The organism is Streptomyces sp. NL15-2K (genome assembly GCF_030551255.1).
In the GTDB taxonomy this organism is placed as follows: domain Bacteria; phylum Actinomycetota; class Actinomycetes; order Streptomycetales; family Streptomycetaceae; genus Streptomyces.
The window spans coordinates 8,758,298-8,773,282 of the sequence record NZ_CP130630.1; the positions used below are offsets into that span (position 1 = coordinate 8,758,298).

The 14,985-nt window shown below is 71.7% G+C and carries 15 protein-coding genes and 1 pseudogene; 8 read left to right on the top strand and 8 right to left on the bottom strand.

The genetic code is table 11. The features are described 5' to 3' along the window. Window positions 1-21 precede the first annotated feature (21 nt). The 5 genes from Q4V64_RS39305 to Q4V64_RS39325 are packed head-to-tail and all read left to right on the top strand — an operon-like array spanning window position 22 to window position 4,699. Window positions 22-1,038 (top strand): TauD/TfdA family dioxygenase, encoded by a 1,017-nt coding sequence (locus Q4V64_RS39305; protein WP_124438653.1) that lies wholly within the window; start codon window positions 22-24, stop codon window positions 1,036-1,038. After that, entirely contained in the window at window positions 1,035-2,105 is a 1,071-nt protein-coding gene (sbnB, locus tag Q4V64_RS39310; protein WP_124438652.1) for a 2,3-diaminopropionate biosynthesis protein SbnB, read from the top strand. Before Q4V64_RS39305 ends, sbnB begins: the two co-directional genes overlap by 4 nt. Window positions 2,106-2,148: 43 nt before the next feature. Next, on the top strand, window positions 2,149-3,327 hold the full coding sequence (sbnA, locus tag Q4V64_RS39315) for a 2,3-diaminopropionate biosynthesis protein SbnA (protein WP_124438651.1): 1,179 nt from the start codon (window positions 2,149-2,151) through the stop codon (window positions 3,325-3,327). 44 nt (window positions 3,328-3,371) lie between these two features. Next, entirely contained in the window at window positions 3,372-3,956 is a 585-nt protein-coding gene (gene sigK / locus Q4V64_RS39320) for an ECF RNA polymerase sigma factor SigK (protein ID WP_124438650.1), read from the top strand. Further along, on the top strand, window positions 3,953-4,699 hold the full coding sequence (locus tag Q4V64_RS39325) for an anti-sigma factor (protein WP_172629087.1): 747 nt from the start codon (window positions 3,953-3,955) through the stop codon (window positions 4,697-4,699). Before sigK ends, Q4V64_RS39325 begins: the two co-directional genes overlap by 4 nt. Window positions 4,700-4,904: 205 nt before the next feature. Here the strand turns inward: Q4V64_RS39325 and Q4V64_RS39330 are convergent, their stop codons facing one another. Next, on the bottom strand, window positions 4,905-6,008 hold the full coding sequence (locus tag Q4V64_RS39330; protein WP_301184479.1) for an AMP-binding protein: 1,104 nt from the start codon (window positions 6,006-6,008) through the stop codon (window positions 4,905-4,907). Further along, window positions 6,001-6,438: pseudogene (locus Q4V64_RS55515) on the bottom strand (2,3-dihydroxybiphenyl 1,2-dioxygenase); the annotation flags it as partial. The gene Q4V64_RS39330 and the pseudogene Q4V64_RS55515, both read right to left, overlap by 8 nt. A gap of 12 nt (window positions 6,439-6,450) precedes the next feature. Here Q4V64_RS55515 and Q4V64_RS55520 point away from each other — a divergent pair. Continuing rightward, the gene (locus tag Q4V64_RS55520) at window positions 6,451-6,972 is read left to right on the top strand and encodes a TetR/AcrR family transcriptional regulator (protein WP_124438663.1); all 522 of its coding nucleotides are present in this window, start codon (window positions 6,451-6,453) and stop codon (window positions 6,970-6,972) included. A 42-nt stretch (window positions 6,973-7,014) separates the two neighbouring features. On the opposite strand, the gene Q4V64_RS39340 is transcribed toward Q4V64_RS55520, so the two are convergent. Further along, on the bottom strand, window positions 7,015-8,649 hold the full coding sequence (locus Q4V64_RS39340) for an MFS transporter (RefSeq protein WP_124438648.1): 1,635 nt from the start codon (window positions 8,647-8,649) through the stop codon (window positions 7,015-7,017). A 161-nt stretch (window positions 8,650-8,810) separates the two neighbouring features. On the opposite strand from Q4V64_RS39340, the gene Q4V64_RS39345 reads away from it, so the two are divergent. After that, complete coding sequence (locus Q4V64_RS39345) at window positions 8,811-9,449, top strand: TetR/AcrR family transcriptional regulator (RefSeq protein ID WP_124438647.1); 639 nt, start codon at window positions 8,811-8,813, stop codon at window positions 9,447-9,449. A gap of 141 nt (window positions 9,450-9,590) precedes the next feature. Here the strand turns inward: Q4V64_RS39345 and Q4V64_RS39350 are convergent, their stop codons facing one another. Then, a complete protein-coding gene (locus Q4V64_RS39350) occupies window positions 9,591-10,238 on the bottom strand; it encodes a TetR family transcriptional regulator (protein WP_124438646.1) in 648 nt (215 codons plus the stop codon). A gap of 146 nt (window positions 10,239-10,384) precedes the next feature. Between Q4V64_RS39350 and Q4V64_RS39355 the strand changes: the two genes are divergently transcribed. Next, the gene (locus Q4V64_RS39355) at window positions 10,385-11,332 is read left to right on the top strand and encodes a zinc-binding alcohol dehydrogenase family protein (protein ID WP_124438645.1); all 948 of its coding nucleotides are present in this window, start codon (window positions 10,385-10,387) and stop codon (window positions 11,330-11,332) included. Window positions 11,333-11,349: 17 nt separating this feature from the next. Here the strand turns inward: Q4V64_RS39355 and Q4V64_RS39360 are convergent, their stop codons facing one another. The 4 genes from Q4V64_RS39360 to Q4V64_RS39375 form a co-directional block, all read right to left on the bottom strand. Then, window positions 11,350-11,982, bottom strand: a complete 633-nt coding sequence (locus Q4V64_RS39360) for a TetR/AcrR family transcriptional regulator C-terminal domain-containing protein (protein ID WP_172629086.1) — start codon at window positions 11,980-11,982, stop codon at window positions 11,350-11,352. A gap of 227 nt (window positions 11,983-12,209) precedes the next feature. Beyond that, a complete protein-coding gene (locus tag Q4V64_RS39365) occupies window positions 12,210-13,226 on the bottom strand; it encodes an alcohol dehydrogenase catalytic domain-containing protein (RefSeq protein WP_124438643.1) in 1,017 nt (338 codons plus the stop codon). Between the two features lie 11 nt (window positions 13,227-13,237). After that, window positions 13,238-14,098, bottom strand: coding sequence for a fumarylacetoacetate hydrolase family protein (locus Q4V64_RS39370; RefSeq protein WP_124438642.1), 861 nt, complete (start codon window positions 14,096-14,098; stop codon window positions 13,238-13,240). A 61-nt stretch (window positions 14,099-14,159) separates the two neighbouring features. Next, on the bottom strand, window positions 14,160-14,984 hold the full coding sequence (locus tag Q4V64_RS39375) for an IclR family transcriptional regulator (protein WP_124438641.1): 825 nt from the start codon (window positions 14,982-14,984) through the stop codon (window positions 14,160-14,162). Between the last annotated feature and the right edge of the window lies 1 nt (window position 14,985).

Here is a 14,985-nt window from a genome sequence, read left to right on the forward strand (position 1 = left end):
CCGCCACGAAAGGAGACCGAGATGCCGTCCTCGCTCCCCCTGTTCTCAACGAAATCGCTGCTCAGCGTCGACCTGCGGCCCGGCAAACCCCCCATCCTGCGCGTCGGCTCCACCGGCGATACGGCGAGCTGGGCGGCCGAGCACCGGGACGCGCTGCGCGCCGTCGTCGCCGAGCACGGTGCGGTCCTGGTCCGCGGCCTCGGGCTGAGCGACCCGGCCGAGACCGAGGCCGTCTTCCGGCGACTGGCCGGCCCTCTGATGACCGAGAGGGAGGCCTTCGCGTCCCGGCGGAGCTACTCCGACGGCGTGTACTCCTCGGCGAAGTGGCCGCCGAACCAGCCGATGTGCATGCACCACGAGCTCAGCTACACCCTGGAGTTCCCCGGCCTGATGCTGTTCGCCTGCCTCAGTGCTCCCGCCGTCGGCGGGGCGACCGCGCTGGCCGACGCACCGACCGTGCTGCACGCGCTGCCCACCGATCTCGTCGAGCGGTTCCTGAGAGAGGGCTGGCTGCTCACCCGTACCTACAACGAGGAGATCGGGGCGTCCTTGGCCGACGCCTTCGGCAGTGAGGACCGCGGGACGGTCGAGCGCTACTGCCGGGCGGCCGCGATCGAGTTCGAGTGGCAGCCCGACGGCGGACTGCGGACCTGGCAGCGCCGCAGCGCCGTGGTGCGGCACCCGGTCACCGGCCGGCGCTGCTGGTTCAACCAGATCGCGTTTCTCAACGAGTGGACGCTGGCCCCCGAAATACGCGAGTACCTGGTGGACGTCTACGGCGCCGACGGGCTGCCGTTCAACACCCGCTACGGGGACGGCGCACCGATCGGCGAGGACACCGTGCGACTCCTGAACGACGTCTACCAGTCCCACACCGTGCGCGAGCCGTGGCAGGCCGGCGACCTGATGCTCGTCGACAACGTCCGCACCGCCCACAGCAGGGAGCCGTACGAGGGGCCGCGCGAGGTGCTCGTCGCGATGACGGACGCGGTGCGCCTGGCCGACTGCTCGCCCACCGTGGAGGTGATCACCGAATGACCATCACCCGTTCCACCGCAGCGGAGTCCGCACCGGCCGGGCCGGTCACCGTGCCGCCGTTCGCGGTCGTGTCCGGCGGCCAGGTCCAGCAGGCACTGCAGGGGCGCGAGAAGCAGATCGTGGAGTTGGTCGAGGCCACCTACCGGCTGCACGGCGCCGGTGATTCGGTGAACCCGCCGTCCCGCTTCCTGCGCTTCCCCGACCGCCCGAGGGACCGGATCATCGCCCTGCCCGCCTCGATCGGCGGGGAGGCAGGAGTGGACGGCCTGAAGTGGATCTCCAGCTTCCCGCAGAACGTGGCGGCCGGAATCCCGAGGGCCTCGGCGGTACTCATCCTCAACGACCGCAACACCGGCTACCCGTTCGCCTGCATGGAAGCCTCGATCATCAGCGCCACGAGGACGGCCGCGTCGGCCGCGCTGGCGGCGGACCGGCTCAGCCGCGGGCGACCGCGCCCCACGCGTGTCGGGTTCTTCGGGGCGGGCCTGATCGCCCGCTACATCCACACCTTCCTGACCGGTACCGGCTGGTCGTTCGACGCCATCGGCGTGCACGACGTGTCCGCCGACAGCGCGGCCGGTTTCCGCTGCTACCTGGAGCAGTCCGGAGCCACCGGCTGGATCGTCGTGCACGACAGCCCCGAGCAGCTGATCCGCGGGAGCGACCTGGTGGTCTTCGCCACGGTCGCCGCCCGGCCGCACGTCCGCGATCCGTCGTGGTTCGCACACGGACCGCTCGTGCTGCACGTGTCGCTGCGCGACCTGGCTCCGGAGATCGTGCTCGCCTCGGACAACATCGTCGACGACGTCGAGCACTGCCTGCGGGCGGACACCTCCGTTCACCTGGCCGAACAACGCACGGGCAACTGCGACTTCCTGACGGGGACGCTGGCGGACGTGATGGCCGGGCGCGTGACGCCGTCGCGGGACCGGACGGTGGTGTTCTCGCCCTTCGGTCTCGGGGTGCTCGACCTGGCAGTCGGCAAGTACGTCTACGACGAGGTGGCCGGCGCCGGAGAGCTGCAGGTCGTCGACGGCTTCTTTCACGAGCTGCGCAGGTACGGATGAAGCACATCCGGCCCGGGCCGCTCTTCAATCCGCGGAGGCCATCGTGTCAGTCATATCCGCTCCCTACACCTTCAACGAGGAGGATCTCTACGTCGACCTCCAGTCGATACTGGGGCGCAGGCTCTTCCTGAAGTGCGAGGGCTTCAACTTCGCCGGCTCGATCAAGCTGAAGCCCGCGACCGAGATGGTGGAGGCCGCCGAGCAGGCGGGGGGCCTGACGCCGGAGTCGGTCCTGGTCGAGTCCTCGTCCGGAAACATGGGCGTGGCACTCAGCACGATCGCGGCGAGCAAGGGTTACCAGTTCCTGTGCGTGACGGACTCCCGCTGCAATCTGTCGACCAGGTTGCTGATGGAGGCCCTGGGCGCCCATGTGCACGTCGTCACCGAGCCGAGCACCGACGGCGGCCTCCTCCGCGCGCGGATCGACCACGTCCGTAAGCTGTGCGCCCTGGACGACCGGTACGTGTGGCTCAGCCAGTACACCAATCCGGACAACTGGAAGGCGCACTACCTCCGGACGGCGCCGGCGATAGCCCGTTCGTTCCCGGGACTGGACGTGTTGTTCGTCGGGGCCGGCACCACGGGGACGCTGATGGGCTGCGCCCGCTACTTCCGACAGTGGCACCGGCCGGTCCGGATCGTCGCGGTGGACAGCGTCGGCTCGGTGACCTTCGGCGGTGCTCCGGGACGCCGGCTGCTTCCCGGTCTGGGCATGAGCATGTGCCCTCCGCTGCTCGACGAATCCTTCGTCGACGAGGCGGTGCACGTCGAGGAGGCGGACAGCATCCGCGCCTGCCACCGCCTGGCCCGACGCGGCTTCCTGTTCGGCGGCTCCACCGGCACCGTGGTCAGCGGCGCGATGGCCTGGCTGGCGCTGCACGACACGCGTGGCCTGACCGCGGTGGCCATCGCCCCGGACCTCGGCGAGCGTTACCTCGACACCGTCTACCAGGCCAACTGGGTACGGGCCCTCTACGGCGAGGGCGTGTTCGACCCCGACGAGCCGGTCGCCGCCGGCTCCCGGGCCGCCCGCCCCGCACCACCGGTGCCCGCGCCGGGCCCCCGGGCGGGCCACCGACGCCAGGAGGACGAAGCCCGGGCCGGTGACACCACGACCGCGCGCCCGCGCGGGCCGTCACCGGGCTCCTGGACAGCCGAATCCGCCCCGCCGCGGGATGCGGACGGCGGCCGGGCCTCGGACACTGTGGGGGAGGGCGGGTGAACCCAGCAGGGCGGATCGGGGCAGACACGCAGGCGGGAGAGGGTGTGGCGAAGCGGCAGGCCCCCGGGGCCCGGCACATCGGTACATCCGAGACCGACCGACTGCTGGTGTCCGTCGCCGCCGGCAGTCAGGACGCCTTCACCCGGTTGTACGACGCGGCCGCCGGCCCGGTCTACGGAATCGCGTGCCGGGTTCTGCAAGACCCCGCGCGTGCCGAGGAAGTCGCCCAGGAGGTCATGCTGGAGGTCTGGCAGAGTGCCCCCCGCTACCGGCCCGAGAGCGGGCACGCCATGACCTGGATGATGACCATCGCCCACCATCGCGCCGTGGACAGCGTCCGCACCGCGCAGAGGTCCGCCGAACGTGAGCGCGCCGTCTCCCAGCACGAGTCGACTCCCGCCTTCGACGACGTCGTGGAGACGGTGGAGACGCTCGGGGAACGCGAACAAGTCCGCTCCTGCCTGAAAGAGCTCAGCGCCGAGCTGCGGCAGCCGGTAGTGCTCGCTTACTACCGCGGCCTGACCCATACCGAGATCGCTTCGGTGCTGTCCCTGCCGCTCGGCACCGTCAAGAGCCGCCTGCGCAGAGCACTGACCCGCCTGCGGCATTGCCTGGGAGCTCCGCCGTGACCACAGCCGACCCACACGACCTCGCCGGCGCCTATGCGGCGGACGCCCTCTCCCGGGAGGAGTGGGTGGCGTTCCGGCGACACGTCGCCGCCTGCCCCGACTGCGCCCACGAGACCGCCCGCCAGCAGGAGGCCGCGGCCTGGCTCGCCCTCGCGGCAGCCCGCACCCCGCCGCCGCGGCTGAAAGAACGTGTCCTCGCCGAGGTGGCCCGGTCTCCCCAGTACCCGCTGACGCTCCCCGGTCAGGCGGATGTGCGCCGCGGCCGGCGATCCGCGTCGCGTCTGGTGCGTCTCGCGCTGGCCGCGAGTCTGACCGCGGCCGCCGCGCTCGGCGGCCTGGCGGCCTGGCAGCACCAGGAGGTGAGGGAGACACGCCAGGAAGCCGAGAGCCACGCCGCCGACCTCGCTCGGCTCCTCGAGGCCCCCGACACCACCTTCGTCAAGAAAGGCATGGCCTACGGCGGCTCGGGCACCGTCGTGGTCTCACGCCACCTGAACCAGGCCGCCTACTTCTGCCAGGACCTCGCTCCCCTGCCCTCCGACAGGACCTACCAGTTGTGGTACGCCGCCCCCGGGGGCGAAGTCCGTCCCGCCGGGCTCCTCCCCGCCAAAGCCGGCCTCCAGGCCGTGTCCCTTCCCCCGCCCGGTACCGCCGCCTCACTTGCCATCACCGTCGAACCGAGCGCGGGCTCCGCCAAGCCCACCACCGAACCCCTCACCACATGGCCCCTCCCCGCTTCCTGAGCAACCCGCGATGTCACGTGCTGGTTCTCGCATCCCGGCGTTCGGCGCCCAGACGGGCGAAATACGCGAGGAGGTCGGGGCTGTCGCCGTGCCGCCACACACCCGGGTACGAGCCGAAGTAGGCGTCGTGGAAGCGGGTCCCGTCGGGGTCGTTCCAGAAAATACAGCGGCATGGAAGGCATGGGGCGGGTGACGATCAGCTCGCCTACCTGGTCGACCACCGGAAATCCTTCGGCGTCGTACGCAGCCTGGGCGACGCCCAGATGGGGCGCGGACAGCTCCCCGGCCCAGCCCGGCTCGTGGGGGCGCTGCCGGCGAAGCCGGAGACGACGTCCGTGCCGCCGGAGATGGACGCCAACTGGACGCGCTCGCCCATGTGGTCGCGGACCCAGGGGTAGGCGGAGGCGGGTAGCGCGGAGCCGGTGCAGCCGACGGCGCGGATCGACGACAGGTCGTGGACGGACGGGTCGATGCCGAACTTGGCCATGCCCAGGAGGTATTGAGGGCTGGTGCCGAAGAGGGTGACGCGGTGGCGGGCGGCCAGTTCCCACAGGACGTCCGGGCGGGCGGACGGGGCCGGGCTGCCGTCGTAGGTGGAGGTGGTGGCACCGGTGAGGAGGGTGGAGGCGACCAGGTTCCACATCATCCAGTGGGTGGTGGTGTACCAGAGGAGGCGGTCGCCGGGGCCCAGGTCGGAGTGGAGGCCGAGGGTCTTCAACTGCTCCAGCAGGACGCCGCCGTGGCCGTGCACGATGCCCTCGGGCAGGCCGGTGGTGCCGGAGGAGAAGACGACCCACAGGGGGTGGTCGAACGGCACGGGCGTGCAATCGAGTTGCTCGGTGCGGGTGACCGCGTCCTCCCAGGCGAGCGTCAGGGCCGGGTAGTCGCCCTGCGGCCAGGACAGGCCCACGTGGTCCACCAGCACGGTGGCCTCGAGGGTGGGCAGCGACCGCGCCAGTTCGAGGGCGGCGTCGCGGCGATCGTGGGTCGTGCCGTCGAAGAGGTAGCCGTCCGCGGCGATCAGCACCGTGGGTTCGAGCCGGCCGAAGCGGTCCGCGGCGGCCCGCGGGGCGTAGTCCTGTCCGCACACCGACCAGACGGCGCCCAGACTCGCGGCGGCGAGGAAGGCGACGATGGCGTGCGGGGTGTCGGGGAGGTAGCCCACGACCCGGTCGCCCTGGCCGATGCCCAGGCCACGCAGGGTGGCGGCGACGGAGGCGACCTGGGCGCGCAGCCGGTCGCCGGACACCTCGTAGCCGGCTCCCGTCTCGTCCAGCGCGATGATCGCCGCCTCGTAGTGACGGCTCACGCGGCGGGCGCTGCGTGACGTTCGTACGACGGTGGTCCGTCCCGAAGTTGAGAAGGAGCGGCCGCTGTTCGGGCAGCGCGGGCAGTTCCTCGGCGCGGTGCACGACCCGCACCGGGATGCCGGAGGGGTCGAGCAGGTCGACCACCTTGCCGCCGCCGGGCGCGTCCACGTCGCGCACGGCGGAGCCGGTCGCGCGGGCCAGCCGGTTCAGGTCGGCCCGCTCTGCGGCGCGGAACGCGGGGCCGATGAAACGGGATGCAGGGCCACGCCGGATCACCACGCACGGCGAGCCGGCGAGCGTGCCCCGCAGCCACAGCGCGCGCTCACCGCGGGCGGCGACCGCGAAGCCGAAGTCACGCGCGAAGACCTCCGCGCGGTCCAGGTCGGGCTTCTCGAACTCCAGCCAGGCCAGGTCGGCCACCTTGATCAGCGTAGCGCGAGCATCCAGGCGATCGCGGAGCGCGCGGACGTGGGTTTCGGCTCCTTCTACAACCACTTCGAGTCGAAGGCCGAACTGCTCGACGCGGCGGTGGTGGACGTGCTCGAGGAGTTCGGCGAGACCATCGACGAGCGCCTGCGGGGGACCGACGACCCGGCCGAGCTCGTCGCGGTGGGACTGAGGCTCAGCGTGCGGATGGTCGACTCCCACCCGGAGCTCATGCGGGTACTGCGTCACCGCGGACTCGGCCACATCCACTCCGACCGGGGGCTGGCGCCGCGAGCCCTGCGCGACCTGGAGAGCGGCGTCGCCGCGGGCCGCTTCGTCGCCGTCGACCCGACCGTGGCCCTGTCCGCGCTGGGCGGGTCCCTGCTGTCCCTGGTGGAGCTGAGGTTCGCCCGCCCCGGGATCGACGCCGACGAGGCGGCCGCCAACCTGGCGGAGATGGTCCTGCGCATGCTGGGGGTTCCTTCGGACGACGCCCGCGACATCGCCCGCCGCCCCCTGCCCGAGCGGGCGGGCTGACCGGACTACCGGTGCTCGGAAAGGTGGCGCGGGGGCCGGGGTTCAGCGGACGTCGGTGTAGGTCTCGTCCGTGGCCTCCGCCGTGACCTCCGCTCCTTCTGCGGCCGAACCTTCCGGCCGGCGCTTCCCCGCGCCGGAACGGCCGGGCAGGACCGCCAGGACGATCATGGCGCCGGCGGCCATGACGATCCCGCCGACCATGCTGGTCTGGGCGACACCATGGGCGAACGCCTGATGGACGGCGTCCACGAGGGCCTGGGCCTGCTGCGGTCCGGCGGCCGGGTCCTTCGCGACCTGCTCGGCGACCGCCAGGCCGCCGCCCACCGAGTCCTTGGCGGTGTCGAGGGCCGCGGCCGGCAACTGCCCCCCGACCAGGCCGGTCAGCTCGTCCCGGTAGCTCGTGCCGAGGAGTGAGCCGAGGACCGCGATGCCCAGGGATGCGCCGAGCTCCAGCGCGGTGTCGTTGGCGCCGCCGCCGACGCCCAGTTCGGCCTCGGGGAAGGAGTCCATGATGGCGTCCGTGGCCGGGGACACGCTCAGCCCGATCGCGAAGCCGAGCATCACCATCGGCGCCAGGAAGTCGGTGTACGTCGAGCTCTTGTCGACCTGCGTGAGCAGGAGGACCCCCGCGGTGCCGATCACCATGCCGGCGACGACCGACGTCTTCATGCCGGACAGCGGGGTCAGCCGGCCGGTGAGAGCGGCACCGACGAAGACCGCGCCGGCCAGCGGCAGCAGCCGTACGCCGGTCTCCAGCGGGCCGTAGCCCAGGAGGAACTGCAGGAACTGGGTGGAGTAGTAGATCGCGCCGAACGTACCGAAGAAGAAGAACAGCACCGCGAGCATCGACCCGCTGAAGGGCCGCAGCCGGAACTTGCGCACGTCCAGCATGGGGCGCGGGTGCCGCAGCTCCCACCACACGAAGGCCGGCAGGCCCACACCGGCGACCGCGGCCGCCGTGACGGGCCCGGCGCCCCAGCCGAAGTGCGGGCCCTCGATGGTCGCGTAGACGAGGCAGCCGACGGAGACGATGGAGAGCAGGCCGCCCACGTAGTCGATCCGGCCCACGTCCTTGGCCTTGGACGGCGGTACGAGGAAGAGCGCCCCGACGACGGCGGCGACGACGATCGGGACGTTGATCAGGAAGGTCGACCCCCAGGCGTGGTCCTCCAGCAGCCAACCGGCGACCAGGGGACCGACGGCGATCGCCAGGCCCGAGGTGGCCGTCCAGGCGGTGATGGCACGGGCCCGCTCGGCCCGCGGGAAGGTGGCGACCAGCAGGGACAGCGTGGCCGGCATCACCACGGCGGCGCCGACGCCCATGACGGCCCGGGCCGCGATCACCAGTCCGGTCCCGTCGACCAGGCTGCCCATCACCGCACCGCCGCCGAAGACCACCAGACCGGCGACCAGGGCGCCACGCCGGCTGTACTTGTCGCCGATCGCGCCCAGGACGAGCATCAGCGCGGCGTACGGGACGGTGTAGCCGTCGATGACCCACTGCAGGTCGCTGCTGCTCAGGTTCAGATCCCGGGTCATGTCCGGGGCGGCCACAATCAGCGACGTGTTCGCCATGACCACGATCAGCAGGCTCAGGCACAGCACCAGCAGGGCCCACCAGCGCCGTGCGTACGGCCCGGTCATTTTCTCGACAGGGGTCTGTGCGAGGAGGGACATCGGAGGCTCCTAAGGGGGCGAGTGCAGGGACGAATGCGGGAGGGAGTGCGGGAGGGAGTGCGAGGGCGAGTTAATTGCCCATCGATGTGCAGACTAGTTTATTGCCCACCGGTGTGCAAATATCTCGATGACCGCTACCCCGCACCGAGGTACCGACTGACATGACCAGCCCTCCCGCCCCGCACGGACCACGCCTCCGCGGGCCGCGCGCCACGCGCACCCGCATCCTCGAAGCAGCCCGTCAGGTGCTGGGTCGGGACCCCGACAGCGGCCTCGGTGCCATCGCCGAGGCCGCCGGGGTGGCGCGGCGTACCGTCTACGGCCACTTCGCCGGCCGGGCCGCGCTGATCGAGGGACTCGCCGCTGACGCCGCGGAGGCGGTGCGGCTCACGATCGCCGCCACCAGCGCCCCGCACCCGGACCCGGCAACCGCCCTGGCCCGCTTCGTCCTCACCCTGTGGCCGGTCGGCGACCGCTACCGCACCCTGATCGGACTCGCCCGGCAGGACCTCGGGGCGCGGCGAGTGAGTGAGTTGCTCGCCCCGGCCCGCGAGACCGTGACCGCGATCCTCGCCCGCGGCCAGTACCAGGGCGTCTTCCACACCAGCGTGCCGCCCGGGCCGCTCAGCAGGGCCCTCGAAGCACACCTGCTGGCCCTGCTCGACAGCGTCAACTCCGGGATATGGGCCGACGACGGCACGGGCGCCGCCACCGCGGCGCTGATCGCCGCGGGCGTCGACAGAGGCGTCGCGGCCTCAACGGTCCGCCGCTTGCACGGCGCACCGTCCGGCACGCCGTGACGTACACCCGCGCCTCCACCTGGTGGCGCCGCCGGACCGCTCGGTCACCTTCCGTCCCGGCCGCGCGGACGAAGCCTGAGAGCCGGAGCCGGAGCCGGAGCCGGAGCCGGAGCCGGAGCCGGAGCCGGAGCCGGAGTCGGCTCAGGCGTCGGCGGCTGGAACCGCGCCGACCGTCGTCGCGACGTCGTTCACCACGGCACTCGCCCGCTTCTCAGGTACCCCGGCCGCGATCAGCGTGGCGACGGCGATCCGGGTCCCGTCGTCCTCCCACGCCCCGGTGTTGACACTCTCCAGCAGGGCGATGGTGAGAGATTCCAGTCCCGCGCTGAGTACGGCCGGCGGCACATGTGTGTGAAAGACGCCGTCCCGCTGCCCCCGATCCAGGATGTCCGCGACCGCGGCACGGGCGGGAGCGAGGATCTCGGTCACCCTTTCCATGCCCAGGTCCCGGCGGGCCAGCGCGAGCAGCATCCGGTAACGGTCTCCCACGGGCCACATCGAGATCACGAACCGCGCGAGTGCGCGCTCGGCCGGTTCCTCCGGCTGCACCGCACCGGCCACCACACCCCGCAGCGCCTCGGACGCCTCCTCGGCAAGAGCCTCCAGCAGGGCGGCCCGCCCGGGAAAGTGACCGAACAGGGTCCGGCGTACGACACCGGAGGCCCGCGCGAGCTCCTCCAGGGTTATGTCCGGATTCCGTCCGAGCTCCTGGCGGGCGGTGGCCAGGATGCGTGCCCGGTTGGACCGCGAGTTGCGTCTCATCGGCTCGCGGGCCACGGGCTTGCTCAAGACAACAACCTCATCGGATCAGTACAGGAGACGTCGGAGGATGAACAGCACATCCATTCTGGCATGGCGGCACTGACACCTTGCCGGAGATTTTATGGCTACAGTGTATCCGTAAAGAGGGATGTCCGAGCAGAGGAGAGCAAGTGATGAAGGCAGCAGTGGTGACGACGGCGGGTTCTGAGCCCGAGTACCGGGACTTCCCCCGTCCCGAGGCCGGCCAGGGTGGGCAGATCGTCGACCTGGTCGCGTCCGCGATCCACCCCGTCGTGCGCGCCAAGGCGTCCGGTGAGCACTACAGCAGCACCGGGGAGTTCCCCCTGGTACCGGGGGTGGACGCGGTGGCCCGTACCGCCGACGGCACGTTGGTGTACACCGGCGACGTCGAGTCGCCCTGGGGCACGTTCGCCGAGCGGATGGCGGTCACCCTGGCCCTCCCGCTCCCGATCGGCGCCGACCCCGTCGCCGTGGCGGCGGGCGTGAACCCGGGCATGTCGTCCTGGATGCCGCTCACCGGCCACGCGGAAGAGCACGGCACGCCGGACACCGTGATGATCCTCGGGGTGACCGGGGCGGCCGGTGGCCTCGCCGTGCAGAACGCCCTGGGGCTCGGCGTACGGCGGGTGATCGGCGTGGGCCGCGGCGCGGACGCCATCAAGCGCGTCGCCGGACTCGGTGCCGAGACCGTCGAGATCGTCGGCGATCAGGGCGTGGACGCGGCAGCCATCGGTGCGGCCTTCGACGGTAAGGCGCCCGACCTCGTTCTGGACTTCCTGTGGGGTGGCGCGGCCGAGGCCGCCTTCCAGGCGCTGGTGGACCTTCCCGGCGAGGGGTCCACCAGCTATGCGGAGATCGGCTCAGCGGCCGGCGAACAGGCCACCGTGCCGGCCTCGCTGCTGCGCAGCCGCCCCTTTCGCCTCAGCGGCAGCGGCATCGGCTCCTTCGACATGCGCCGCTACTTCGCCGAGGTGGCCGTCTACGTCCAGCGCATCGCCGACGGCAAGGTGCAAGTGGACGCCCACGCCTACCCGCTCTCCCGGGTCGGCGAGGCGTGGACGGCTCCCGCGGGCCCCCGCCCGGTCCTGATCGCTGACTGACTGGTGAGGATCGGTCCCTATGGCGCAGTGCGTCTGGCCTGTTCCAGACCGTCGAGGAGCAGGTCCAGGCCGAACCGGAACTCCTCGTGCAGCGGTACGGAGGTCAGCTCGTCGGCCGCGGCCGTCGTGGCCGGGTAGGTGGCGGGGTCCAGGGATTGGTAGTAGTCCCGCAGCTGCGCCTGGTCCTCGGGGCGTGGTGTTCCGGGGCCGTGCTGCTGGATGGCGAAGCCGATCACGTAGTGGCCGACGGCGGTGAAGGTGCGGGCGGCCAGGCCGACCGGGAAACCGTGGCTCAGGAGCAGGGTGATGAGCCGTTCTCTCGCGCGGAGTCCGTTGGGGCCGACGGGAACCTGGGCCGCCAGCAAGGGCACCGCATGGGGGTGTCGGCGCAGGGTGTCGTAGAAAGTTTCCGCGGCGGCGGCCACGGCCTCCCGCCAGGACAGACCGTCCAGATCCGCGGGCGGGACGCGGGCCTCGCCCAGGATTCTGTCGGCCACGAGGGCGAGGAGTTCGTCCTTGCCGTCGAAGTGGCGGTAGAGCGTTGCCGTGCCGGAGTCCAGGGCGTCGGCGAGCATGCGCAGGGTCAGTGCCTGGATCCCGACTTCGTCGATGAGTTTCAGGGCGGTGTCGATGATCCGGCCGGCGTCCATCGGAGGGCGTCCGCGCCGGTAGGGAGGGGCCGGTTTCCGGCTCGCCCACCAGGCAGGACTACCCGGCGCCGGTGGAATCTCCGAAGCCATGAGGCGGTCATCCTTTCAGCGGCCGATCTCCGCTCCGCCTGCGTGCGTGCGTCGAGAAAGGGTATTTTTTTCGGCTCCATGGTATCCGTTAACGACACCTGTCCGGTGAACCCACGGCCCTGTGAGGCGCGCCCTCGTCAGCCCCGGCGCGGGTCGACGTGGATCTTGGGCCCCGGCCCGGCGTCGGCGGGGCGCTCGCCGGCGAGGACGGGGCCGACCTGTTCGAGGGCGACCGTCGCGGCGACGAGTGGCCTGGGGTCGACGGTTCCGTCGGCGTAGGTCCGGATGGTGGCGTCGAGGCCGGGGGAGGCGGACAGGATGCCGATCGCGGTGACGTCCTTGAGGGCGAGCGTGCGGGTGTCGATGCGGCTGGGTTCGCCGGCCAGCCCGACGTAGACGACGCGGCCGGCCGGCTCGACCGACTCCAGGGCCAGGGCGGGCAGATGGGCGGCGTTGGAGGCGTCGACGACCGCGTCGAACGGCAGATCCGGGACGGAGCCCTCCGGCCACACGTACGCGAAGCCCAGGTCGCGGGCGAAGGCCGGCGAACTGTCGGTACGGCCCATCAGGTGCACCTCCGCACCGGCGGCCCGGATGAACATCGCGGCCAGCAGGCCGATGGTGCCCGGGCCGAGCACCAGTGCCCGGTCTCCGGGGCGCGGTGCGGCGGCCTGTGCGGCGCGCAGGGCGTTGCCGCCCGGCTCCACCAGCGCGCCGAGTTCGGCGTCGACGGTGTCGGGCAGGGCGTGCAACGAGGAGGCGGGCACCGCGAGTTGTTCCGCCAGGGCGCCGGGCCGCCCGCCGCGTACGCCGACTTCCTGCCGTTTCTCGCACACGTGCTGGTGGCCCCGCAGACAGCGGCGGCAGGCGCCGCAACCCAGCATGGTGTCGCCCATGACGCGTCGGCCGACCCAGGCGGGGTCGACACCGTCGCCGACCGCCGCCACGCGCCCGGCCCACTCGTGGCCGAGCCGCATCGGGTAGGTGGAGTGGCCTTGGTGGAGGTAGGCCATCTCGCCGGTGAAGAACTCGACGTCGGTGCCGCACACGCCGACCCGCTCGACGTCGATGACGACTTCGCCGGGGGCCGCCACCGGCGCCGGGACCTCCCGCACCGCGTACTCACCCGGGGCGGTCAGTACGAAAGCGCGCATGAGGCGGGTGGTCACCGCGGCCCGAGCACATGCTGACGCTGTGTACCGAGGTGCCGAATGCCCAGTTCCATCACGTCACCGGGCCGCAGCCACACCGGCGGGGTGAGCCCCATGCCGACGCCCGGCGGGGTGCCCGTGTTGATGAGGTCGCCGGGCTCCAGGACGAGGAACTGGCTGAGGTAGTGCACGATGAAGTACGGGTCGAAGATCATCGTCTTGGTGTTGCCGTTCTGGCGGCGGACGCCGTTGACGTCCAGCCACATGTCCAGCGCGAGGACGTCGTCGATCTCGTCGGTGGTGGCCAGCCACGGACCGGCGGGGTTGAAGGTCTCGGCGGACTTGCCCTTGGCCCACTGTCCGCCCCGTTCCAGCTGGAAGGCGCGCTCGCTGACGTCGTTGACGACCACGTACCCGGCGATGGCGTCGCGGGCTTCGTCCACCGAGTCCAGGTAGCTGGTGCGTCGGCCGATCACGATGCCGAGCTCCACCTCCCAGTCGGGCTTGGTGGAGCCGCGCGGTATGCGCACGTCGTCGTGGGGGCCGATGAGAGTGTTGGGCGACTTGGTGAACAGGATCGGCTCGTCGGGCACGGGCATGCCGCTCTCGGCGGCGTGGTCGCGGTAGTTGAGGCCGATGCACAGGATCTGGTGCGGGCGGGCGATGGGGGCGCCGACGCGTTCCCCGTCGAAGCGGGACACCTGGCCCGCGGCCGCCCGCTCGGTCACGACCGGGCGGATGCGGTCGAGGCCGCCCGAGCCGAAGAACGCCTCGCCGAAGTCCGTGACGACGTCGGAGAGATCGACGTACGTCTCGTCGTCGATGCGGGCGACGGGCTTCTCGGCGCCGACGGCACCTATGCGCATGAGATACACGGGTCGGTCTCCAGGGTTGGGCGGTGGGCGGGGGCGTACAACGTGGGGGCGTACAACATGGTCACCGGTGCGGCGTGCCCAGAGGGCCGAGGGCGGCGCGGATCTCGTCGACCGCGTCGATCAGCGTGCGCAGGGGCGTCCGGTACGTCAGGGCGCTGATGCTCAGCGCGCCGGACGGGGTCGCCGGTGAGGTGGCGTAGAGGGGCAGGGCGACGCAGTTGACACCGATCTCGTTCTCCTGGTCGTCGAGGGCGTAGCCCCGTTTCCGGGTGGCCCGCAGCTCGCGGTCCAGGTCCTCGGCCGTGCACAGGGTCTGCGGCGTCCTGCGGACGAGCGGCGTGTCGCCGATCCATGCCTCGACCTGATCGAGGGTTCCCAACTCGTGGGCGAGCAGCAGCTTTCCGACGCCGGTGGCGTGGGCGGGGTTGCGGCCGCCCACCGTCGACGTCAGCCGGACGGCACCGGTGGGCGGGTCGACCTTGGCGCGGTAGACGACCTCGCGGCCGTCGAGGACCGCGTAGTGCGCCGTCTCACCGAAGCGGTGGGCCAGCGCCTCGAGCACGGGGCGGATACGGACGTGCTCCGGGCGGGCCTCGTGGTGGGCGAAGGCCATACGGAGGAACTCGTCGCCGAGCACGTAGCGGCCGCGGCTGTCCTGGTCGGCCAGGCCTGCCCGGCGGAGGGCACCCAGTGCCCGGTGCACGGTGGGCTTGGGGCTGCCGATCACCCGGGTCAGCTCTTCCAGCCCCACGCCGTCGGGATACCGGGCGAGCTCCTTGAGGACGGCGAGAACCCTGTCCGACCCCACAAGTCGGCTGTGGTCGGCGCCCGTTGCGCTGTCCTCGCCGGGGGCTGTTGATCCGTCGAACGCCTGCGTATCCTTCATG

Excerpts from the sequence above, each read along its gene's own strand:
- Q4V64_RS39340 (WP_124438648.1), bottom strand. The coding sequence starts at position 8,649 with ATGTCCCTCCTCGCACAGACCCCTGTCGAGAAAATGACCGGGCCGTAC.
- Q4V64_RS39365 (WP_124438643.1), bottom strand. The coding sequence starts at position 13,226 with ATGCGCGCTTTCGTACTGACCGCCCCGGGTGAGTACGCGGTGCGGGAG.
- sbnB (WP_124438652.1), top strand. The coding sequence starts at position 1,035 with ATGACCATCACCCGTTCCACCGCAGCGGAGTCCGCACCGGCCGGGCCG.
- Q4V64_RS39305 (WP_124438653.1), top strand. The coding sequence starts at position 22 with ATGCCGTCCTCGCTCCCCCTGTTCTCAACGAAATCGCTGCTCAGCGTC.
- Q4V64_RS39375 (WP_124438641.1), bottom strand. The coding sequence starts at position 14,984 with ATGAAGGATACGCAGGCGTTCGACGGATCAACAGCCCCCGGCGAGGAC.
- Q4V64_RS39355 (WP_124438645.1), top strand. The coding sequence starts at position 10,385 with ATGAAGGCAGCAGTGGTGACGACGGCGGGTTCTGAGCCCGAGTACCGG.
- Q4V64_RS39345 (WP_124438647.1), top strand. The coding sequence starts at position 8,811 with ATGACCAGCCCTCCCGCCCCGCACGGACCACGCCTCCGCGGGCCGCGC.
- Q4V64_RS39360 (WP_172629086.1), bottom strand. The coding sequence starts at position 11,982 with ATGGACGCCGGCCGGATCATCGACACCGCCCTGAAACTCATCGACGAA.